The sequence below is a fragment of the Acinetobacter sp. PK01 genome, assembly GCF_022819285.1.
In the GTDB taxonomy this organism is placed as follows: Bacteria; Pseudomonadota; Gammaproteobacteria; order Pseudomonadales; family Moraxellaceae; genus Acinetobacter; species Acinetobacter tandoii.
In genome coordinates this window covers 1,560,952-1,582,451 of record NZ_CP094643.1, presented here as the reverse complement: position 1 = coordinate 1,582,451, position 21,500 = coordinate 1,560,952, and the positions used below count along the sequence as shown (strand labels likewise).

20 protein-coding genes and 2 pseudogenes are annotated in these 21,500 nt (G+C 38.3%); 18 read left to right on the top strand and 4 right to left on the bottom strand.

Features of this window, described 5'->3' with window-relative positions:
• Positions 1-11 precede the first annotated feature (11 nt).
• The 11 genes from gspL to MP622_RS07560 all read left to right on the top strand — a co-directional run bounded on the left by gspL (position 12) and on the right by MP622_RS07560 (position 10,979).
• Positions 12-1,154: a type II secretion system protein GspL gene (gene gspL / locus MP622_RS07610; protein WP_243793291.1), complete on the top strand. Its 1,143-nt coding sequence runs from the start codon at positions 12-14 to the stop codon at positions 1,152-1,154.
• The gene (gene gspM / locus MP622_RS07605) at positions 1,154-1,633 is read left to right on the top strand and encodes a type II secretion system protein GspM (protein WP_243793289.1); all 480 of its coding nucleotides are present in this window, start codon (positions 1,154-1,156) and stop codon (positions 1,631-1,633) included. Before gspL ends, gspM begins: the two co-directional genes overlap by 1 nt.
• A 90-nt stretch (positions 1,634-1,723) precedes the next feature.
• Entirely contained in the window at positions 1,724-2,734 is a 1,011-nt protein-coding gene (locus MP622_RS07600; protein WP_151504870.1) for a quinone-dependent dihydroorotate dehydrogenase, read from the top strand.
• Positions 2,731-3,315 carry a CvpA family protein gene (locus MP622_RS07595; RefSeq protein ID WP_151504871.1) on the top strand — a complete coding sequence of 195 codons (585 nt, stop codon included), beginning with the start codon at positions 2,731-2,733 and terminating at the stop codon, positions 3,313-3,315. Before MP622_RS07600 ends, MP622_RS07595 begins: the two co-directional genes overlap by 4 nt.
• Before the next feature lie 24 nt (positions 3,316-3,339).
• Positions 3,340-4,881 (top strand): amidophosphoribosyltransferase, encoded by a 1,542-nt coding sequence (purF, locus tag MP622_RS07590; RefSeq protein ID WP_104442248.1) that lies wholly within the window; start codon positions 3,340-3,342, stop codon positions 4,879-4,881.
• 91 nt (positions 4,882-4,972) lie between these two features.
• Positions 4,973-6,862, top strand: coding sequence for a M48 family metalloprotease (locus MP622_RS07585; RefSeq protein ID WP_243793288.1), 1,890 nt, complete (start codon positions 4,973-4,975; stop codon positions 6,860-6,862).
• On the top strand, positions 6,863-7,651 hold the full coding sequence (locus MP622_RS07580; RefSeq protein WP_347881059.1) for a hypothetical protein: 789 nt from the start codon (positions 6,863-6,865) through the stop codon (positions 7,649-7,651).
• Positions 7,644-8,609: a D-glycerate dehydrogenase gene (locus MP622_RS07575; protein WP_243793286.1), complete on the top strand. Its 966-nt coding sequence runs from the start codon at positions 7,644-7,646 to the stop codon at positions 8,607-8,609. Before MP622_RS07580 ends, MP622_RS07575 begins: the two co-directional genes overlap by 8 nt.
• Before the next feature lie 120 nt (positions 8,610-8,729).
• Positions 8,730-10,133 carry a M48 family metalloprotease gene (locus MP622_RS07570; RefSeq protein WP_243793284.1) on the top strand — a complete coding sequence of 468 codons (1,404 nt, stop codon included), beginning with the start codon at positions 8,730-8,732 and terminating at the stop codon, positions 10,131-10,133.
• A gap of 43 nt (positions 10,134-10,176) precedes the next feature.
• On the top strand, positions 10,177-10,542 hold the full coding sequence (locus tag MP622_RS07565; protein WP_044740810.1) for a GFA family protein: 366 nt from the start codon (positions 10,177-10,179) through the stop codon (positions 10,540-10,542).
• A 71-nt stretch (positions 10,543-10,613) separates the two neighbouring features.
• On the top strand, positions 10,614-10,979 hold the full coding sequence (locus MP622_RS07560) for a hypothetical protein (RefSeq protein ID WP_243793283.1): 366 nt from the start codon (positions 10,614-10,616) through the stop codon (positions 10,977-10,979).
• Positions 10,980-11,047: 68 nt separating this feature from the next.
• Here MP622_RS07560 and MP622_RS07555 read toward each other — a convergent pair whose 3' ends face one another.
• Positions 11,048-11,494: a GatB/YqeY domain-containing protein gene (locus tag MP622_RS07555; RefSeq protein ID WP_016167638.1), complete on the bottom strand. Its 447-nt coding sequence runs from the start codon at positions 11,492-11,494 to the stop codon at positions 11,048-11,050.
• Between the two features lie 37 nt (positions 11,495-11,531).
• Positions 11,532-11,747 (bottom strand): 30S ribosomal protein S21, encoded by a 216-nt coding sequence (gene rpsU / locus MP622_RS07550; protein WP_001136722.1) that lies wholly within the window; start codon positions 11,745-11,747, stop codon positions 11,532-11,534.
• Between the two features lie 145 nt (positions 11,748-11,892).
• Here rpsU and tsaD point away from each other — a divergent pair, with 145 nt between their 5' ends.
• On the top strand, positions 11,893-12,909 hold the full coding sequence (tsaD, locus tag MP622_RS07545) for a tRNA (adenosine(37)-N6)-threonylcarbamoyltransferase complex transferase subunit TsaD (RefSeq protein ID WP_243793281.1): 1,017 nt from the start codon (positions 11,893-11,895) through the stop codon (positions 12,907-12,909).
• Positions 12,910-13,376: 467 nt separating this feature from the next.
• Here the strand turns inward: tsaD and MP622_RS07540 are convergent, their stop codons facing one another.
• Positions 13,377-14,075: a hypothetical protein gene (locus MP622_RS07540; protein ID WP_243793280.1), complete on the bottom strand. Its 699-nt coding sequence runs from the start codon at positions 14,073-14,075 to the stop codon at positions 13,377-13,379.
• Positions 14,076-14,163: 88 nt separating this feature from the next.
• Between MP622_RS07540 and MP622_RS07535 the strand changes: the two genes are divergently transcribed.
• The 4 genes and pseudogenes from MP622_RS07535 to MP622_RS07520 all read left to right on the top strand — a co-directional run bounded on the left by MP622_RS07535 (position 14,164) and on the right by MP622_RS07520 (position 17,844).
• Positions 14,164-14,517: a DUF2345 domain-containing protein gene (locus MP622_RS07535; RefSeq protein WP_243793278.1), complete on the top strand. Its 354-nt coding sequence runs from the start codon at positions 14,164-14,166 to the stop codon at positions 14,515-14,517.
• Positions 14,517-15,671 (top strand): hypothetical protein, encoded by a 1,155-nt coding sequence (locus MP622_RS07530; RefSeq protein WP_243793276.1) that lies wholly within the window; start codon positions 14,517-14,519, stop codon positions 15,669-15,671. The genes MP622_RS07535 and MP622_RS07530 overlap by 1 nt, the downstream gene beginning before the upstream one ends.
• Positions 15,655-16,544: pseudogene (locus MP622_RS07525) on the top strand (hypothetical protein). The gene MP622_RS07530 and the pseudogene MP622_RS07525 overlap by 17 nt, the downstream one beginning before the upstream one ends.
• Before the next feature lie 378 nt (positions 16,545-16,922).
• A pseudogene (locus tag MP622_RS07520) lies at positions 16,923-17,844 on the top strand (hypothetical protein).
• 192 nt (positions 17,845-18,036) lie between these two features.
• Here the strand turns inward: MP622_RS07520 and MP622_RS07515 are convergent.
• Positions 18,037-18,909, bottom strand: coding sequence for an ATP-binding protein (locus MP622_RS07515; protein ID WP_243793273.1), 873 nt, complete (start codon positions 18,907-18,909; stop codon positions 18,037-18,039).
• A gap of 180 nt (positions 18,910-19,089) precedes the next feature.
• Between MP622_RS07515 and MP622_RS07510 the strand changes: the two genes are divergently transcribed.
• Both MP622_RS07510 and MP622_RS07505 read left to right on the top strand, forming a co-directional pair.
• The gene (locus tag MP622_RS07510) at positions 19,090-20,604 is read left to right on the top strand and encodes a DUF3336 domain-containing protein (RefSeq protein WP_016167642.1); all 1,515 of its coding nucleotides are present in this window, start codon (positions 19,090-19,092) and stop codon (positions 20,602-20,604) included.
• 106 nt (positions 20,605-20,710) lie between these two features.
• Positions 20,711-21,418 carry a protein kinase gene (locus tag MP622_RS07505; RefSeq protein WP_243793272.1) on the top strand — a complete coding sequence of 236 codons (708 nt, stop codon included), beginning with the start codon at positions 20,711-20,713 and terminating at the stop codon, positions 21,416-21,418.
• Positions 21,419-21,500 lie beyond the last annotated feature (82 nt).

Below are 21,500 nucleotides of genomic sequence, written 5' to 3'. Positions count from 1 at the left end.
GATAAAAATAAATGTTGTATATATGGATGCCAGAAGCCAATGAGGCATGGCAGTGGTCGCAAGGGGAATTCTGGCAAAGCGCTTTGAGTTTGGAACAGTTGATTCAAGATTTGCAGCCTTTTGCTGCTCAAGAAGCGACTGTTTTTTTTCCAAGCCGCCATATGCAAATGTTGCAACAGCAGTTGAGTAAGGCAAATTATAAACAACTGGGGCAAGAAGGTATCAAGTATCTGTTAGAGGAATATATTGTATTCCCTATCGATAGTATGAAAATCTTGCATCATTTTCAAAATCCAGATCAACTCACATTGTTGGGCGTTTCTCAGCATTTGGTAGAAACATGGCAGCATTCGCTTTCCTTATTGCCTACAAAAATTACTGCGCTTCTTCCTGACTTTTATGTAGTACCACAACCCCAGCAGGCAGATGAAACAGTTTTGTTGGATTTGCATGGGCGTTTATTGGCAAGAGAAAGTGAATGGATGGGGTGTTCTATTGATGATTTAGCACTTTATCTAGATTATCAAGAGGTGTCGCGACTTTATACCACTTCTAATTTAAATACAGCGCAACTGAATAGCTTGCAGGCACGCGTAACGCAAGATCAGATTCATGAATTTCAATATCACTTCATGGAACTGAAAAAGCCGAAACAACATCCTTTTAATGTTTTACCAAAGTTGAAATCGGAAGCAAAAATTTCTGGTTATTGGAAAGCTTGTGCAGCTGTTTTATTTGCAATTTTAATTGTTCAATTTGGTTACGATGCAAGTCGCTGGTATAAAAATAAAAAGGTGGCCGATGAAACAGCACTGCAAGCAGTATCGCAATTTAAATATTGGTTTGGGCAAAATTATCCTGTAACTGAGCAGACGCTGAAAAGTCAATTTGAGTTTCAGATGCGGACCAATCAAATGGGGCAAAATGCAGGGCTACAATTATTGAGTCGAGTTGGTCCAGTATTGATGCAGAACAAAATCATCGCAGATCGTGTCTCGTATGATGCATCAGTTCTTAATTTAGATTTAAAAGCCAATTCATCAGTAGTATTGCAAAATTTGACACAGCAATTGAATCAACAAGGCTTTAAAGTGGAGCTTGGTAATATTCAGCCAAATGGTTCTGGGGTAATTGGTTCGGTGAAAATACAATAATGAATGCAATAGAAAAATTTCAAAATAGATTGGATAGTTGGATTGAGCAATTCACACAATATCTAGAGCGTTTGTCTGTTCGCGAACGCGTCATGGTTATTTTTACTATGGTCTTTGTATTGGTTGCGGCGGTTGGATCGGCTTTATGGTATATGCATAAAGCAGCAGAATATCAACAGCAAAGGGTGAGCGAGTTGAAAGATTTAGTGGTGTGGATGCAAAGTAATGCGGTCACCATGAAGCCAGCAGGGGATGTGCAACTCAGTGCAGCAGAAAAAGTACAGCGGGCTGCGCAACAACAAGGATTGGGAGTTGCTTCACAACAAGTAGGGGAGCAAATTCAAGTTGTTGTGAGTCATGCAAATTATTCTATTCTGGCGAATTTTCTCACCCAATTAGCCCAGATGGGTTTAAGCATTGAAAAAATGGAACTTCAGTCTAATGCTGGACAGATTAAATTAACAGCGACACTACAATAATAGGTCAAAATAAACAGTTGCCAAGCATGGCGTTTTTGGTGGGCTACGCCTATAATATACCGACCTAAAAAGCAGTAGACTTTTCTAGATATGTTGTATTCTCTAGCCCGCCCTTTGTTGTTTTCTTTAGCACCAGAGCGTGCACATGAGCTAACATTGTCCTTGCTGAAATCAGCCCATGCGATGGGGATGATGCGCCAACATGTTGCAGCAAAGCCTGTGACTTGTATGGGTATTGAATTTCCAAACCCTGTTGGTTTAGCGGCAGGTTTAGATAAAAATGGTGCTTATATTGATGCCTTGGCTGCTCTCGGCTTTGGTTTTATTGAAATTGGAACGATCACTCCGCGTCCACAAGCAGGTAACCCCCAACCACGTCTTTTCCGTTTGCCACAAGCACAAGCCATTATTAACCGTATGGGTTTTAATAATGATGGTGTAGATAAACTAATTGAAAACGTAAAAGCATCTAAATTTAAAGGTGTGTTAGGAATTAACATTGGTAAAAATGCTGATACGCCTGTGGAAAATGCAGTTGATGACTATCTCATTTGCTTAGAAAAAGTCTATAACTACGCGTCTTATATCACCGTAAATATTTCCTCTCCGAACACTAAAAACCTACGTAGTTTACAAAGTGGTGATGCGCTGACTGACTTGTTGGTGACCTTGAAAAAACGTCAACTCGAATTGGCCGATGAGCATCAACATTATGTACCTTTAGTACTAAAAGTTGCGCCAGATTTAACACCTGAAGATATTAGCTTTATTTCGCAACAATTAATTACGAATAAAATTGATGGGCTAATTGTCACGAATACGACTTTATCTCGTGAAGGCGTAGAAAATTTACCACAAGGTGATGAGGCTGGTGGATTGTCTGGTGCGCCTGTATTTGAGAAGAGTACGGCATGTCTATCTGCGTTTGCTCAAGCGTTAAATGGTCAAGTGCCATTGATTGGTGTGGGTGGAATTTTGGCAGGCGAACAAGCACTAGTAAAACAAAATGCAGGCGCAACACTTGTACAGGTGTATAGTGGCCTTATATATACTGGACCTAAACTGGTTAAAGATTGTGTTGATGCTATGCTTGCAAAATGAATACCATTGATATCTTCATACTGATCATTTTGCTCATTGGAGGGCTAAACGGTTTGCGACAAGGATTTGTTAAAGCCTTTGCGAACTTGGTGGGTTGGATTTTTGCACTGATTGTCGGTGCAAAATATGCCGCTATCATCGCTCCTTCAATGGGTGCTCTCAGTCAAGATCCAGTGGTTCAGAAAATTGCGGCGTTTGCCTTTATTGTGTTGCTCATTGTTGTTTTAACTTGGTTCGCAACAGCACTGTTGAATAGTGTTTTAAGTACCTTGAAGTTAGGTCCGCTTAATCGTCTTGCGGGTGGTGCATTTGGCACACTCAAAGGACTGATGGTGGTTTTAATTACAATGCAAGGTTTAAGTCCATGGGTAGAAAGCTCTCCACATTGGAAGCAATCCAAAATGGTTCAATCTTTATTGCCTTATGCACCTTGGGCTGCCCAGTTGTCTAAAGATGCAGCGCACGAAGCGCTTGAACATATTCAGTCGGAAGATGCTCAGAAATCTTCTCACTCTTTGTCTGAACCAGCGCCAAAAGATCATTCGCGTTCAGGCAATTCAACAAATAATCCTTTTTATTAATCCTAGCTTGTCTGCGAGGTTGCTATGTGTGGAGTTGTTGGTATAGCTGGTAAATCACCCGTTAACCAAATGTTGTTTGATGCATTAACGATGTTACAACATCGTGGACAAGATGCTGCTGGGATCGTAACTTGCCATGAAGGACGTTTATTTCTTCGTAAAGACAACGGCATGGTACGTGATGTTTTCCATACTCGCCATATGCGAGCTTTGCTTGGTAATTATGGTATCGGTCATGTGCGTTATCCAACTGCGGGTTCTTCAAGCAGTGCAGAAGCGCAGCCATTCTATGTAAACTCTCCTTATGGTATTACTTTGGCGCACAATGGTAATTTGACCAATGCCGAAGAAATTCATGACGATTTGTTTAAAACAGATTTGCGTCATATGAATACTGATTCGGATTCGGAAGTTTTACTGAATGTTTTTGCGCATGAATTGCAAAAGCGCAGTAAGTTAGAGCCGACGCCAGAAGATATTTTCCATGTGGTTTCACGTGTTCATGAGCGTTGTAAAGGTGCTTATGGTGTTGTTGCCATGATTACGGGTCAGGGTTTGGTTGGTTTCCGTGATCCAAATGGTATTCGACCACTCATTTACGGTTCACGTTTAACAGAAACGGGCGAGAAAGAATATATTATTGCTTCTGAATCTGTAGCAATTACTGCGCTTGGTTTTAAAGTTGAGCGTGATATTGTGCCGGGTGAGGCAATTTTCATTAATGCTGATGGCGAAATTTTTACACAGCAATGTGCGGAAAACCCACAATATCGCCCATGTATTTTTGAATATGTGTACTTTGCACGTCCAGATGCAACTATTGATGGTATTTCAGTGTATAAAGCTCGCTTAAAAATGGGTGAGAAGTTAGCACACAAAATTCTTAGCGAATGGGGTGAGGAGCACGACATTGATGTGGTGATTCCAATTCCTGATACATCACGTACTTCAGCATTAGAGTTGGCGAATACTCTTGGTGTAAAATTCCGTGAAGGTTTTATGAAGAACCGATATATCGGTCGTACCTTCATTATGCCAGGTCAACAACAGCGTAAAAAATCAGTTCGTCAAAAATTGAACCCTGTAGAACTTGAGTTTAAAGATAAAAATGTATTGCTGGTGGATGACTCGATTGTACGTGGTACAACGTGTAATGAAATCATCCAAATGGCGCGTGATGCTGGTGCAAAAAAAGTATTCTTTGCTTCTGCGGCACCAATGGTGAAATATCCAAACGTGTACGGCATTGATATGCCGGCGAAACAAGAGCTGATTGCATCAGAGCGTAGTGTCGAAGAAATTCGTGAGATTATTGAAGCTGATCGTTTAATTTTCCAAGATTTGGAAGATTTAAAAGCTGCGGTTCGCACCAGTAAGGTTCCTGATTTACAAGACTTTGATTGCTCTGTATTTGATGGTGTTTATGTAGCTGGTGGTATTGATGCTGCATATTTAGATGAATTGGAGCAAAAGCGTAGCGATACAGCTAAGAAATCGAAAGATGGCTATATTGATGTGAATATTGATGCTGCATCTGTTGATTTAACAGGTGTGACCGAGCAATAATTTTCAACGATTTTGCGTGAAAAAGGTGGGTATTTCCCGCCTTTTTCATTTATGATGTGGCTGAATTACAATGTAATAAAGGAATTTTACATTGAAAGAAATAGGTGGCTTTTTGATCAAAAATAAAAATATGATGTGGACTGCCAGTATTTGTGCTTTGGCTGTTCTTTTGACCATGTTTATTCTCAATACTGTTTTGGGGCTTTTAGTTTATTATTTTGATCAATCACAATCTATTTTTTGGCATCAGCTTAGTCCCTACGTCATTATTTTACTGTTACTGATTATTGGCTCGTCTATTTTGTATGAATTTTATGTGTTTCGTTCAGGTGGGCACTCGCTGGCAAAACAATTACGTGCAAGAAGACTGAGTCTGATAGAAAGTACTCCAGAAGAATTTATTGCATTAAAGATCGCAGAGCAGCTTTCTGAGCGTTTCCTCATTGATACACCGGCTGTATATGTGCTGCCTGATGAAGTTGGGGTGAATGCACTTACGGCAGGCTTTTTACCCCGTGATATTGCGATTATTCTGACTTGGGGGGCTTTACAAAACTTAGATGAATCTGAGTTATTTGGTTTGTTAAGCCATGAATTTAATCAAATTTTATCTGGGGAAACTGCAGACAACACCCGTCTAAAAATTTTATACAGTGGCTTAACCACTTTTAGTCAGTGGGGGAGTAAGGTTGCGAAATTAGGCTTTAGTCGTCGAGGGTATAATCAACCCCAGAAGTTTGAAACTATTTTAGTGGCATTGGGTGGTGTCATTTGGTTGGTAGGAAGTTTGGGTGTCTTAATCACACGATTTATTAAGTATTTAACTTTAGGTAGTCGTACCTTTAAAAATGATTTAAAAACCAAGCGACTGATTCAAAATAACGCGAATATCCAGACGCTATTACGTATTTATGTTCATCATGCAGGTTCACAAATTCACAGTGAATATTCTGAATCAATTTCACATATGTGTTTTGCTAATTCACTAAGTCCGCAAAGTTGGATGAATATTCATCCAAGTATTGAGCAGCGGATTTATGAAATGAATCCTGGGTTGGTGCAGGATTTACAGCTAGAAAATCTAAAAAGATTAAAAAATCAGCCTTTATTTGGTTTGTTTCGCCCATTAGAGGAAACTAATGCTGAATACCATACCCCTTGGAGTTCACCTCAGCCTTTGCCTCTTTTGCGGTTATCTCCAATTAGTTTTGCTATTAAAGATGCAATTAAACCATTGAATCCCGAAGTGCGGAGCTCTATGCAGCGCCCAGAGTTGATTGAGCGCGCATTGCAAACTGCAACAGGTTCACGCGAGGTGATGGTTGCGATTCTCATGATTCGTCAATATCGCGAGTTTATTCCAGCCGAAGCAGAGGTCAGCCGTGCGATTATTGATGCATTGCTTCATTTGGATGGGCGTGTGCATTTATCTATTTTTCATGAAGCATGTGCCAATATTGGCGGAATGCCAGCGACTATTGCTCGTCAATTTGTCACTAAGTTGGCACTCATTATTCAAGAAGATGGCGAAATAGGACTATTGGATGCATTATTACTTGAGCGGGTAAAATACGAGCTAAACTTATTGCCTGCGCATACTCCAACAGCTTTGGATGAGGTGAAGCCGCAAATTGTTCGTTTGATTGATGCCTTGCTACATGTGCAGCAGATTAATAGTGATAACCAGCTCACTGTTCGTGAGCGCATATTAAAAAAGATCCTGACAATTGATGAGTTGGATCTCTATGAGGAAATATCTGATGAGCCGATTGATCTTGCAGAAATTGTGCATGATATTTCGGGACTGCTTTTACGTGATCGCCTAATTATTTTGGGAATAGCAGAATTATGTCTTTGGAATGATCGTATTATTACCCAAGATGAATTGGATGTTCTGGAATTATTATATTGGCGTTTTGGCTTTGAAACTGCAGAAATCGTTGAGCAAATGCAAAAGAAAAATAGTTTAATGATTATGTGATTGGGTATAAGTGCAGATCAGATAGATATTGGTGAGCGCTTTAATAAAGCACAGCAAAATGATGCGAATGTCGTTAGAATAGCACTAAAGATTGAAATGTTGAACACGGGCATGATGGGGCATCAGCGAGATATATTGGCAACGATGGGAATCGATATCTGGATTCCTAATCATAGCGTTCGCGTGCAGCAAACTCAGCCATCTTCTTTGTGGCGTGATCAGGCTTTACCAGAAGTAATGGTAGAACTGCCTCAAAACCAGATTGAGGTCCCAATTTTTAGTCCACCAGATATTCGTGAAATTGATTCGACATTAACTCAGTTTGTTGAAACTGAAAAAGAAAGTCGCCATCAAAATACTCAGGTTGTCTCAATTGAATCTTTAGAAACTGTTCCTCAAGCTGCGATTCAGATTGAGGCATTTGAGTTGCAGGCGATCAGTTCAGCATCATGCTTGATTGTGGTAGATGCTTCTACTTTAAGCGAGTCGCAAGTAGAATTATGGTTAAATATACAACGTGCAATACCTGCCGAATATCATGAGTTGAAATGGCCATTTCCGTTAGCTGAAATGCAAGATGGCCGTGGGGCATCCAGTTATGTTCAGGGATTTATTGATGGTATGGGGGTAGACAAAGATCTGATTGCATTGGGAGAGATACCTCATTTACAACAAGCAGATCTGCATCAATTGGCGAGTTTGCAAGAAATGCTTGATCAGCCAATTTTGAAAAAACGTTTGTGGCAGTTTCTGCAAAAATCACTCAATACACGGATGACTGATGAATAAAAAAGTTGTTGTTTTTAGCCAAATTGACCCTGAAATCTTAACTCGCTTAAAAGCACAATACCATGTTGTGGTTATAAACCCTAAACAGGGTGATGTGAATCAACAAATTCAACAGCATGTTCAAGATGCGGACGGTATGATTGGTGCGGGTCGATTGCTCAATCAAAGTAATTTGGCGACAGCGCAACAGCTCAAGATTATTTCAAGTGTTAGTGTTGGTTATGATAACTACGATGTAGATTATCTGAATCAAAAAAATATTTGGTTAAGTCATACACCACATGTATTAACAGAAACTACCGCCGATTTGGCATTTACCTTGCTCATGAGTGCAGCACGTAAAGTACCATATTTAGACCATTGGACTAAAAGTGGTGAATGGAAGCGTACAGTATCACAAGCGCAGTTTGGCCAAGACATTCATGGGAAAACTTTAGGAATTATTGGTTTAGGTAATATTGGAGCAGCAATCGCTCGTCGTGGTTTATATGGCTTTAATATGAATATTTTGTACCATAATCGTCGCGAAAAATTAGAAATGGCACAGCCACTCAATGCACAATACCGTTCTTTAGAGCAACTGTTGCAAGAGTCGGATTTTGTGGTGGTTGCAGTTGATCTGAATGCTGAATCAAAAGCCTTACTTTCTACCGAGCAGTTTGATTTAATGCAATCGCATGCGGTGTTTGTGAATATCGCGCGTGGTTCAGTGATTGATGAGCAAGCATTAATTCAAGCTTTGAAAGATCGTAAAATTTTTGCTGCGGGTTTGGATGTTTACGAGAAAGAACCACTTCAAACGTCTGAACTATTTCAGTTAGACAATGTGGTGACATTGCCACATGTAGGTTCTGCAACAGCAGAGACACGGAAGAAAATGGCTGAGCTTGCTTATCGTAATTTAGTCGATGCTTTAGATGGACGTCAACCACGCTATTTGGTGAATCCTGACTTTTAAAATATTGATAACACATCATTGCAAATCATAAGTTGTTTCAATGTTATAGTCTGTTCAGAACGAATAATATTTTGAGATGTAACATTGAAACGGTTTTTCGTCATTGGTAGTTTGTGTGCAATGGCTCATATCGCATGGGCTGATGCAGCGCACTTTTCATCTTCTCCTCAGTTTAATGTTCCTGAAATTGGCAGTGGGATAGGCTTAATTGATCGCCAAAATGAAAAAATGATTGGTGAAAAAGTCTATCGTGAAGTGCAGCATCAATTACCTGTTGCGCATAATACGTGGCTTGAAGACCAGCTTTTATCAGTATTTTCAAATATTTTAAGTCAAACTCAGTTGGGGCAGCCCATTGGTTTGGTTCTGGTTAATGATGCTCAAATTAATGCTTTTGCTGTGCCTGGGGGCTTATTTGCTTTAAATACAGGCATGATTACTTCTGCGCGCAATATGGATGAAATTGCAGGGGTGATGGCGCATGAAATTGCGCATGTTACACAACGACATTACAGTCGTTCTCAAGATGCATTTAAAGGGCAGAGCTTATTGGCTTTAGCGGGCATTATTGTTGGGGCTTTGGTGGCTTCACAGGCAGATGGCAATGCTGGGGCTGCGGTGATGATGGGTTCTCAAGCTGCGTTAATGGATCAACAACTGACGTACAGTCGAAATCAAGAGCGTGAAGCTGATCGTATAGGTATGCAGTATATGTATGCTGCGGGCTATAACCCACAAAGCATGGCAGATTACTTTGAGGTGATGCACCGAGCAACCAGTCGAGTCAGTTTCTTGCCAGATTTTTGGTTAACCCATCCCTTAACTACAGAGCGTATGAGTGAAGCGCGTTTACGTGCGAATCAGTTACCTCAAGTTAAAGGCAGTATGCGTGATGAAAATTTTGAAATTTTAAAATGGTATACTTTAGTCATTACGAATCAAGCGACTGAATTGCAATTGCAGAACCTTGCAAAACAAGGAAGCTTTGCAGGAGAGTTGGCTTTAGCTGCGTTTTATAATCAGCAAGGTGACTATGTATTAGCTCAAACGCAGCTCAATCAGCTCAAAAAACAAAATAAGTTACATAATTTACTGACTTTAATTCAAACAGATGTTTATCTTGGTCAAAATAAATTAGATGATGCTTATCAGACGATTGCATCATCCGCGAGAATTATGCCTGAGAATCGTGCTTTGGCATATAAACTGGCAGAAGTATTGATTCGTCAAAAGCAACCCGCACAAGCCAATAATTTAGTGCAAAATTTTGTGAATCAAAATCCACGTGATATTGCGGGGTGGAACTTACTGCAACAGTCTGCGAACATTGATGTGGCTTCACCACTCCGAGCGGTGAATGTATTGCGTTATCGTGCTGAAGTTGAGTATTGGAGTGGTTTGGAAGAGGGTGCAATAAAATCATTATTGCATGCACAGCGCTTGGCGAAGGATAATGTTGCGATGTCCGCGCAATTAAAGCAGCGTATTGATCAAATGCAAAAGGAGCGTCAGCTCAGAATTTAGTGTATGAATAGATTATAAATTATAAGAATAATAGGAGGATAGAATGATAGAGGGGCAGTGTTTATGCGGTACAGTCAGTTACCGATATCATGGGGAAATTGAGAAATCAATTTTATGTTACTGCCAGCATTGTCAAAAAGCCCAAGGGGGTTTTGCTGGTTGGAATAGCCCATTGCAAAAGTCATTATTTGAAATTGTACGTGGTGTGAAAGTACTAAAAGAGTATTTCCATAGCCCAAACAAAGCCCGTGTTTTTTGTCAGGAATGTGGAAGCCCTATTTTTTCCTATCGTATAGATTTACCAGATATTATTCGGCTAAGACTGGGTACGGTCACTGTAGGGCAAATACCCGCACCAACTGAAGAAGCATATAAGCAATATAAGCCTGAATTTATTCAAATTAAATAAACGATGCTAGTTTTGCTATAGTAGGCGCTGTATGATGGCGGTCAATCATGTTTTGATTTTTAATGGTTCACATGAAGAATAAAGTTCATTTTTTAGCAGTACTTTGGCTTGCGGTTTCTTGTGGTTCGGCTTTTGCGAGTGTCGAAGATTATGTGGTTACGGTGGATAAAATTAATCGTAATTACAAAGCGGATATTCGACAGTTCTTTTCGCAACTTAATCCGCAGCAAACTAGTTTTACTGCTGAACAGCAAATGCAATATTGTGGAATTATGGGGCGTTATGTTGATCAGCTATATATAGCGGCTGATAAGAATAGAAGTTCGCTTGATGCGCAATATCGAAATTTAACTAAACAAGATGTGATTCAACAAGTGATGTCATCGAAAGAAATGATGATTTTGAAGAAATATAATGTGCAGTGTAATTTGACTTAAATGCTGTTATCTAAGAACTGTCTTATTGTTAAGGCAGTTCAACGATCAAGAAAGAATATTTTGAAAGATTAAGCGAGTTTCGCTTTAATTTTAGCAGAAACGAGAGCAGGATCGGCGCGCCCGGCTATGAGCGGACGCAGAGAGTTCATCACCTTACCCATATCTTTCATGCTAGTAGCTTCTTGAGCAGTAATTGTTTGCTCAATGATAGAATCAAGCTCTTCCTCAGTCATAGCTTCTGGTAGAAATTGAGATAAAACGTCAATTTCGGCTTGTTCTTTACTAGCTAAATCATCACGACCAGCACCTTCAAAGGCTTTGATCGATTCTTTACGTTGCTTTATTTGCTTTTCAATGACCGCAAGAGTTTGAGCATCGTCAAGCTCTTTGCGCTCATCGACTTCGATTTGCTTGATTGCTGCTTGTAGACTACGAATGACCGTTAACTTATCCATTTCTTTAGCACGCATAGTGGCTTTTAAAACTTCAGTTATTTGGTTTTTTAAAGTAGTCATTTATTTTTCCAAGTCGTCAATCAATCACAAATTAATCTTAGTAAAGGCGTGTAGTACGAACTGATTCGCGCGCCAATTTCTTTTGGTAGCGCTTAACAGCAGCAGCTTTTTTGCGCTTACGTTCTTGAGTTGGTTTCTCATAGAATTCGCGCTTACGAACGTCAGCTAAAACACCTGCTTTTTCGCAAGAACGTTTGAAACGACGGATAGCTACGTCTACTGGTTCGCCTTCTTTCAATTTAACTTGTGGCATGAAGAATCCTCATTAAGTTATGGATAAGATCTCAGCATGATTGCCTTGATCACAAGTGAAGGTCAGTATTTTACTCATTTACATCTCATACCACAAGTCTATAATAGGTTTCGCTTTAGATTTGATATAGGTTGTAGGCAGTTTAATGATCGTTTTAGGCTTAGAAACATCGTGTGACGAAACAGGTTTGGCACTGTATGACAGTGAAAACGGCTTACGCGGGCAAGTTTTGTATAGTCAGATTAAACTGCATGCAGAATATGGTGGGGTCGTACCAGAATTGGCTTCGCGTGACCATGTACGCAAATTAATCCCATTATTAAATCAATTGCTTTCGGACAGTGGCGTTAAAAAATCCGAAATTGATGCGGTTGCGTATACACGTGGGCCAGGATTAATGGGCGCGCTCATGACAGGTGCTTTGTTTGGTCGAACTTTGGCTTTTGCTTTAAATAAACCTGCTATTGGTGTGCATCATATGGAAGGGCATATGTTGGCACCGTTACTCTCTGCGACACCGCCTGAATTTCCTTTTGTTGCACTGTTAGTGTCTGGTGGACATTCTCAGTTAATGGCAGCCTATGGCATTGGGCAGTATGAATTGCTCGGTGAGTCTATTGATGATGCTGCGGGTGAAGCCTTTGATAAAGTGGCGAAAATGATGGGTTTACCATATCCTGGTGGTCCAAATATTTCTAAACTGGCAGAGCAGGGTGATCCAAACGCATTTGCTTTCCCTCGCCCAATGTTGCATCAGGGCTTAGAGTTTTCATTTAGTGGTTTAAAAACAGCTGTATCTGTACAAATGAAAAAATTGGGTGATGAGAACCGTGATGCTGATATTGCTGCAAGTTTCCAAGAAGCGATTGTGGATACTTTAGTTAAAAAATCCGTTAAAGCATTAAAACAAACAGGTTTAAAGCGTTTAGTGATTGCCGGTGGTGTTAGTGCGAATAAGCATTTACGCGAACGTTTAGAAGCTGATTTGGTGAAGATACGTGCTCAAGTGTATTATGCAGAACCTGCACTTTGTACGGACAACGGTGCCATGATCGCATTTGCAGGCTATCAGCGTCTAAAAGCAGGGCAACAGGATGGATTGGCGGTAACTACGACACCGCGCTGGCCGATGACAGAGTTAAGTAATCCTGCGGACATTTAAATCGTCTTAATCAAATTGTGTAGTAATAAAAAAAGCCCGACATCCTGTCGGGCTTTTTCGTATGGGGTATTTGGTATAACTCCTGTCGTACCTCACGTCCTAGTGCGGACTTTATCATTGTTGTTTTGAGTTTTTGGAACATCATGTTCTCTATGACTTCATAATATAAATCTTGTGGTGAATGCTAGAGAAGTTATCTGCCTGAATAGGTGTAAGCAGAAGCTTATAGAGTTGTAATACACTTACCCCTAGGGTTATCCACAGAAATTGCGGATAAAATTAAGGGTTCTAAGTGTTGATTTACCTAGTATTATTAAGTTTAAGTATGTTTTTTGATCTACTGCATTTATTGAAAATGATAAAATTTTTGAGCAGGAAAAAGGCTCATAAATATTTGTTAATTTTTAAAATTGATACTTTGATGTATACCGCTTTAAATTAATATATTTCGTGTAAGTATGATGATATTAAATGGATCCATAATCTGATGAAATTTCTTTAATTTCTGGAATTGTGTTTGGCATGTTTGAAATATGACCAGTAATGTATTCGTCCTTAGCTTGAAAAAAGTAGTCAAAACTTTGACTCATTAAGGGGTCTTGCTGACTTTGCTTCTGATAGATCGGGGCAAGGTGTCTTATATAGTAATTGATCCAATCTATTTGATTAGAGAATGTCGAATAGTCCTTTAAATCACTATAAAGATTTTGAAGGTCTACAGAAATAGTTTCAATATTAGGATGAAATAACCAAACCGTAATACTCATAGAATTAATGGCTGTGAGTGCGTAAGGCCGTGACGGACTAAAGCGTTGAACAGTATAAAGTTGAACGCCTGACTCACTATAACTACTACATAACAGTTTAGTATTTTCAACTTGATAGCAATCTGTACCGATTTCGAACTCTCTGAGTTGTCTTGATATTTCTAAGCATTGAGGAAGTTTATCTAATCTAGAAGGGTTGGCTTTCTTGAATAATTCAACAGACCTCTTAATTACATAACTTTCGCCTGTGCCAACGATAATACCCTTATTCCATAAGTGGATTTTCTGAGTTTTTTCTGTATCAATCCTACTTTCACCAATCTCATTGATAATAATATGCTTATTATCTGCTGCAATAACTATGCTATCATTTAATTGTATGGCTACAATAAAAGTCATCTTTATACTTACAATATTAAATTAGTACGTACTTATATTAATCTAATTTTAATTGAATTTTTGCAATCGATAAAAAATAGGTAAACCTATGGCTGGCGGTTCTCAGATTATCATCAATAAAGATGGTATTAAAATCATAACTCCTGCAAAGTTTGAGGCTAAAGCAGGTCAACATATTTTTCAAAGTGGTGCTGAAGTGGGGGTAAATCCTCAAGGCTTACCAGCATATGAGGCATATAATGAAAAATTTAAAATACTTTCACCTTCTGGTGAGGAAATGTCGAGTATTGGATATAAAGTTTCTAGTAATGATGAAAACTTTACAGCAATAACAGATCGTAAAGGTTTTTCAAAACGTGTGAATACACCATCCCAGCAGAATTTGCAGGTTGATTTAAATTGGATTTCCTTAGTAAAAGAGGATGAAGGAGATCAAACATAATGGGAAGTTTAGGTTGGGAAGGTAATACAAATACACAAGAAAATAGCTGTAAGGCACTACAGTGTGATTGCCTAACGTTTTGGGAAATACACCAACAAGAGGCAATGAAACGAGTTTCTAATTTAACAGATGCCAAGAAAAATTTATATAAATTAGAGCCAGGCTATGAGGCGAGAGCAAGACGTATTGCTTCAGTTTACGCCAAGATTTATTTAGAACAAGAAAATCATGGAAATAAACAATTGATAGGCCGTTATTACTGGATGGGCTTAGGTGCATTTGCGTCCAAGACTGTAGCTGCCATATTTAAGCATGGTCTTACAACATGGGGATATAAATGGGTACCAATTGGTGTTATTCGAGACCCCGTACATTCTTTTGCTAAGGGAAACTTATGGTTATTTATGGACATTGCACCTTGGCATTATGCATGGAATATGTCCTCTAAATCATTTAATCAATGTAAAACACAACGTAATGTCTTAAAATTCACTCACATCAAAGAAGAAGTGTGTAATGTACCTTGGTCAAACTGTTTGCCGATTATTAAACATTTACAAAGTACGCCTGAAATCACTAAGGCTTTTGACTTGCTTCCAAAAATAGAAGCCGTTTTTAAAAGAAAAGGAAAAACAAGAAAAGAGAATTTTACTTTAGCAGCTAAAGATCTTTTTAAGCACCTTCTCGCGATTGCTGTACAAGAACAGCGCAATATTTTACAAGAGTTAGTGTGGAAGGATTGGAAAGTTGAAGCACAAGCAACTTTACAACGCTATACAAATTTACCTGATAGTACTCTGGTGCTATCGAGTGATTATTCGGCTGAGGCAGTTAAATTCGTAAGAAAATCACAAAGTGTTTTACCTAGTGCGTATAACAGACAAAGTATGGAAAAAGTGTATAAAGGACGTCATGAGGGTGTGCTTGACCAGTTACCTGAATCGGTATATAGCGAACAGTTAGCAAACACGAGGGTTGCAAATTATGATAGTCGTATGGAATGGATTAACGAAGCTGCAAAGAAATATCATCGTTTAATGCTAAGTGACAAAGGGCGTTTGTTTTTAGAAAAAGAATTGGTAATTATTGCGGGGTGGGCCAATAGCAAGGCTGATTTTAAGGTTGGTAAGGACAGTAATGATGGGAAAATTTGAATGGTATTTCCATTTTATCTTATTTCTAATATTAGGGTGGCTATTGTCAGGATGTCAACCAAGTGCAAAAATCACAGAGAATAATGCAATGAATCAACAGTCTTATACTTTACATTTAGGGCAACAGGGATTTAAAGATTTTGCTCAATATAACCTTGGTCGTACTGACAGCCATCCATCTGGTGCTGGTTTTAGAGAGTTAGATTTTACTCCTCCTAACTTAGGTCAAATTAAAGTTGAAAATGGTGCGAATAGCTTAGTGATAGATCATGTATTTTCAGTTTTAGGCACATCATTTAATAAAGAAGATGGTATTCAAGGTCTTGATGTTGATGCCGGTTTAACTAAAGATGAATTTGTAAGTCCTGAGCAAGCCTATCAAGGTTATGTGGAACTAATGAAAAGGTTAAATCAAGCTGGATGGAAAAATTATTTTTACAGAGGCGATGCTAGAATAGCGAAAGAAGACAGTATTCGATATTTAATGGAAGGGCATGATGTAATTGATCCGAGTTATATATTCAATTATGAGGAATGGGAAAAATAATAAATACAGTTGGAGGGAACTATATAGGTTATCGATTATATGCTAATGGAATTCTTTTAAATCTTAGCCTAGATCAAACTCAAAAAACTGAAGGGGGTAAAGAGCAATATATGGTTCGATATGCTTTTGATACAATTCGCTATAATCAACGAAATTTGATTTCAGATGCCTATGAAATGACACCACAAGAATTAGAAAAAGCCTTTCAAAGTAATTTGTCTCGGTATATAAAAACAAGAGAAATGGATGAAAAAGATGCGATAGCACAGGGTTATCGGATTGATGAAAGTTATGATGATCCTGATGTTTGGTTATACGTAAAATAGCTACGTTTGATTAATTTTAATCCTGTTTAAACCAATCATTTTATAATTTAAATTATTGGTTTATTTTTATGAGAGAAAGTCGGTTATTTTATAAATATATGAAATAGCCTTTTGTATTTCTTGCTTTTATTGCGACTAAATTGATGGAGGTTACTTAAATTGACTTTTTTATTTTGACCTGATTTAAATTTGAAAAACTAACATCATTACGATTTTCACAAAACTTTGGCTATACATTTTTTTGACTATTATATTTAAATATTTTTCGATTATACTGGTTATATGTAATATATAAAAATTATAAATAAATATAATTTTTAATGTTGGATGATAAGTATTTTGAAACTAGAACAGTATGAAATAACAAAGCTATTTTTAATGTTGGAAAAGATAGGAGTAACTGGGGGATTTGATAAATTCACCTATTCCATCATTATTTTAATATTGGGATGGTTTCTCTGTGCATGCCAACCAAGTGCAAAAATCACAGAGAATAATGCAATGAATCAACAGTCTTATACTTTACATTTAGGGCAACAGGGGTTTAAAGATTTTGCTCAATATAACCTTGGTCGTACTGACAGCCATCCATCTGGTGCAGGTTTTAGAGAGTTAGATTTTACTCCCCCTAACTTAGGTCAAATTAAAGTTGAAAATGGTGCGAATAGCTTAGTGATAGAGCATGTATTTTCAGTTTTGGGCACATCATTTAATAACGAAGATGGTATTCAAGGGCTTGATATTAATGCAGGCTTAAATAAGGAGGAGTTTGTGAGTTCAGAACAAGCCTATCAAGCTTATGTCGATTTAATGAAACAATTAAATCAAGTAGGTTGGCGACTGTGCAAGATATAACCCTAGAATTGCAAAGGAAGACAATATTCGATATTTAATGGAATGGGGTTATGTAATTGACCCAAGTTATATATTTAAATATGAGGAATGGAAAAAAATAATCAGAACGATTGCAGGAAACTCTATAGGCTATAGGTTATATGCCAATGGTATTCTTTTAAATATTAGCTTGAACCAAACTAAAAAAACTGAAGAGGGTAAAGAGCAATATATGATTCGGTATGCTTTTGACACAATTCGCTATAATCAACGAAATTTGATGAATGATTCAGAAAATAATATTGATACGTATAAAATGACACAACAAGAGTTAGAGCAAGCATTTAAGAAAGAAGAAATACGTAATAAAAGGTCAAGAGAAATGGATGAAAAAGATGCGATAGCACAGGGTTATCGGATTGATGAAAGCTATGTTGATCCTGATGTTTGGTCATACATAAAATAGCTGCGTTTGATTAAAATTAGCATAATACGGCTTATATGAAATAAATTTTTTAATTATAAAACATGTATTTAATTCTAAATAGAAAGCCCAATCTAAGATGTTTGGGCTTTTATTCTAAAAATAACGTTCCGCGAATAAAAATCTAAACAGGATGCTGCCTTATTGTTTAAATAAACTGATTTTATAAGAAGTTTAGAGCTGCTGTAACTGCTGTGAACCTACCCAATGTTTTGAGAATTGATAAGCGGCGCGCCCAGAACGTTGCCCACGTGCTTGACACCATCTCAATGCTTCTGCGTGTACTTCTTCTGTCATTGGCATTTTTGATTTTGCTAAATAGTGTTCAACGATTTCTAAGTAAAGTGCCTGATCCATAGGATAGAACGACAACCACAAGCCAAAGCGATCAGACAGCGAAATTTTTTCTTCAATCGCTTCTTGAGGGTGTAGTTCATTGTATTGAGGAACGTCAACGCGGGTGACAGGTGTATTTTCATGCATAAACTCAGGAAGTAAATGACGACGGTTACTGGTGGCGTAAATAATAAAATTACTTGAGCCAGACTGTAATGAGCCATCCAATACACTTTTTAAACTTCGGTAGTTTTCATCTTCAGCGTTAAATGCTAAATCATCACAATAGACGATGAACTTTTCAGGACGGTTTTGAATAATTTTTTGAATTTCGGGTAATTCTGATAAATCATCACGTTCAATTTCAATTAAACGTAAGCCTTGATTTTGATATTGGCTTAATAAAGCACGAACAATAGATGACTTACCCGTACCACGTGAGCCTGTCAGTAATACATCATTTGCAGGTAATCCATTTAAAAATTGTAGCGTATTTTGAATGACTTTGGCCTTTTGACGCTCAATCCCTTTTAGGTCGTCTAAATCAATTTTTTTGGGATGGAAAATGGGAATGAGTTGTTGGTTTTGCCACTTAAACGCTGGCGCAGAAAAGTCAGGTTCTTGTTTCAATGAGGGCAGTGTTTGATGTAATTGAGCAAGAACTTGCGAGAGGGATTGTAAAATCGTGTCAGGTAATTCGATAGTTGCCATAGTCATTCAGCTGATAATTACGATAAAGTAGCAAATAAGACCAACCTTGGCCTTGGTTTTAGACTGTATAGTATAATGTGAACGAATGCTAATCGAATCATGCTTCGACTTAGCCAAATTTTTAATATTCAAAGATAAAGACTTTAAATTGTATTTAAGCGCAGGTGTTTGAGGGAAGCTATGTTATTTCAAGAATTCATACAGGACATGAATCCACATCAAGCCTATCGTATAAAAAAGTTAAAACGCCAATTAGAACATGCGGAAAGTTATGCAGAGTGGAAAAGTATTGCGCTCAAAATTGATCAAGAGTCGGGAGCGCAAGAGTGGAAGTATGATAACTGCTCGCCTTATTTTGATGCGGAAATGATCTCATATCGTTTGAAATTACTAAAACGCTATCGCTATCAGCACCGAACACGTGACTTAATGTATTTATTACGTGAGGGGCTAACCTATGACATTGCCAATATCGCACATCCAATGCTTTTTGCAGCGACGTATGTAGGTACTAAAACTATTATAGAGGACTATATTGAAGAAGTAAGCGCGAGCTTAGCGTTTATTGCCTCAGAAGCTTGCGAGTGTCTTTCTCATCAAGAGAAAATGGATTTCTTTAAACATTGTGAAAAAGCATATGGACAGCCAGCGTTAATGTTCTCTGGCGGTGCAACTTTAGGTTTGTTTCATACTGGGGTGTGTAAAGCCTTACTTGAGCAGGATTTAATGCCTAAAGTGCTTTCAGGTTCAAGTGCGGGTGCAATTATGACCGCTATGCTTGGTGTCTCAAATCCTGAAAATATTTCGAAAATATTAAATGGCGAGAACTTTTTTAGTGAAGCTTTTCATTTTCGAAAGTTGGGTGACTTGTTAAAAGGCAACGGTGGCGTTGCCGATGTGAAGTATTTGAAAAAATTCCTCGTTGAAAATTTAGGCAATGTTACTTTTGATGAAGCATTTAAACAGTCAGGGTTATATATTAATGTAGCAGTAGCACCTTACGATGCTTCACAGGAAGCGCGTATTATGAATACCTATACTTCACCTGATTTATTGGTGTGGAGTGCGGTATTGGCTTCCTGTGCGGTTCCTATTTTATTTCCGCCTGTTAAGCTCACCAGTAAACGCTATGATGGTGAACTTACACCATATATGGCAACGACGCGTTGGGTAGATGGCAGTGTACGGAGCGATTTCCCACAACAGAAAATGGCACGCCTTTATAATTTAAATTACAGTATCGCCAGTCAGGTTAACCCACATATTGTGCCATTTATGCAGGATGATGTTTCTCGGTTCAGACGCGATATGTTGAGTTGGCCTGAGCGTATTATTCGTCGTCAAGGCAAAGTTATCGCTAAGGGTGTGATGGACTTTACGCGTGAACGGGTGGGGAAAGTGCCATCTATACGCCGTTTACTTGATCATGGTTATGGTGTGGTGGATCAGCGCTATTATGGTGATGTCAATATTATTGGTAGATATAGTCTGCGTCATTATAGTTATATGTTGCAAAATCCTCGTCCACACTTATTTAAGTTGTTACAACGCGAAGGAGAGCGGGCAACATGGCCCAAAATATCGAGCATTGAAACTCATGCTCGAATTGGGAAAACCATCCAGCACGCTTTAGAGCTTCTGAATTATCAGCAATTACACCGACAAGAAACACATGTCCAAGTTCATACTGCCTGATTTTAATCATATAGATTGTTTGGAATTAAAAACCAAGACGAACAGCCTGCGATATGGACGCAGGCTTTATTATTTTCAGTATCAAGAAAAGCTTTATTGGTTAAAGATGCAAATGAAACAAGGGCATCATATCTACCAACAAGGATTTCAGCATGAATTGGCTTTTTATCAAGAAAGTCTGAACTCTACTTCATTGTCTAGGATCATATTGCCTTGTGAAATCGTGCCTAAAGCATTTTTAGCATCTAAGGCAGTAGATATTGAAGTCGAGCAATCCTTAGCGCAGATGCTTGTTCTGCCTCATGCAGCATCATATTTTAGTGTTAGTGCTCAGACATTGCCGATTGCAAGTATTCAGCATTATCTATTACGTGCTTTAGATGCCCTACAGAGATTACATGAAGCAGGATGGATACATGCCGATTTAAAACAAGAACATTTTGTGGAATATGATGGACAATTAAAGTTAATTGACTTCGAGCAGGTCCAGTCGATAGGGCAGTCGGTACAAACTGAAATGAATGCAACCCCACGTTATATGGCACCCGAACTTTTTCATGGCGAAGTCAAAACAGTATCAACAGATATTTATGCTCTGGGTATTATTTTCTATGAATGGCTGTCTGGACAGCGATTAAAGGCAGAAAATTATACAGATTGGGCGTATTTACATTGTCAGCGCCTAAATATTGAGCTTTCTGAGAAATTTTTAGTATTTCAACCGCTTTTGTCGAAGATGTTAGCAAAGCATAAAGCACATAGATTTGACAATTTTTATGCAATAAAACATACCTTAGTGACTGAAATTGCTTAAGAAAAGTACATAATCGCGGTTTTTGTTTTATATTTAATCAAACAAGAGATTTTTTCATAAAAAGGGCTTGCCAGAGGGGAGT

Bases quoted from the DNA above. Each gene is read 5' to 3' on its own strand.
- gspL (WP_243793291.1), top strand. From the start codon at position 12: ATGTTGTATATATGGATGCCAGAAGCCAATGAGGCATGGCAGTGGTCG.
- gspM (WP_243793289.1), top strand. From the start codon at position 1,154: ATGAATGCAATAGAAAAATTTCAAAATAGATTGGATAGTTGGATTGAG.
- MP622_RS07600 (WP_151504870.1), top strand. From the start codon at position 1,724: ATGTTGTATTCTCTAGCCCGCCCTTTGTTGTTTTCTTTAGCACCAGAG.
- MP622_RS07595 (WP_151504871.1), top strand. From the start codon at position 2,731: ATGAATACCATTGATATCTTCATACTGATCATTTTGCTCATTGGAGGG.
- purF (WP_104442248.1), top strand. From the start codon at position 3,340: ATGTGTGGAGTTGTTGGTATAGCTGGTAAATCACCCGTTAACCAAATG.
- MP622_RS07575 (WP_243793286.1), top strand. From the start codon at position 7,644: ATGAATAAAAAAGTTGTTGTTTTTAGCCAAATTGACCCTGAAATCTTA.
- MP622_RS07570 (WP_243793284.1), top strand. From the start codon at position 8,730: ATGGCTCATATCGCATGGGCTGATGCAGCGCACTTTTCATCTTCTCCT.
- MP622_RS07565 (WP_044740810.1), top strand. From the start codon at position 10,177: ATGATAGAGGGGCAGTGTTTATGCGGTACAGTCAGTTACCGATATCAT.
- MP622_RS07560 (WP_243793283.1), top strand. From the start codon at position 10,614: ATGAAGAATAAAGTTCATTTTTTAGCAGTACTTTGGCTTGCGGTTTCT.
- MP622_RS07555 (WP_016167638.1), bottom strand. From the start codon at position 11,494: ATGACTACTTTAAAAAACCAAATAACTGAAGTTTTAAAAGCCACTATG.
- rpsU (WP_001136722.1), bottom strand. From the start codon at position 11,747: ATGCCACAAGTTAAATTGAAAGAAGGCGAACCAGTAGACGTAGCTATC.
- tsaD (WP_243793281.1), top strand. From the start codon at position 11,893: ATGATCGTTTTAGGCTTAGAAACATCGTGTGACGAAACAGGTTTGGCA.
- MP622_RS07540 (WP_243793280.1), bottom strand. From the start codon at position 14,075: ATGACTTTTATTGTAGCCATACAATTAAATGATAGCATAGTTATTGCA.
- MP622_RS07535 (WP_243793278.1), top strand. From the start codon at position 14,164: ATGGCTGGCGGTTCTCAGATTATCATCAATAAAGATGGTATTAAAATC.
- MP622_RS07530 (WP_243793276.1), top strand. From the start codon at position 14,517: ATGGGAAGTTTAGGTTGGGAAGGTAATACAAATACACAAGAAAATAGC.
- MP622_RS07515 (WP_243793273.1), bottom strand. From the start codon at position 18,909: ATGGCAACTATCGAATTACCTGACACGATTTTACAATCCCTCTCGCAA.
- MP622_RS07510 (WP_016167642.1), top strand. From the start codon at position 19,090: ATGTTATTTCAAGAATTCATACAGGACATGAATCCACATCAAGCCTAT.
- MP622_RS07505 (WP_243793272.1), top strand. From the start codon at position 20,711: ATGCAAATGAAACAAGGGCATCATATCTACCAACAAGGATTTCAGCAT.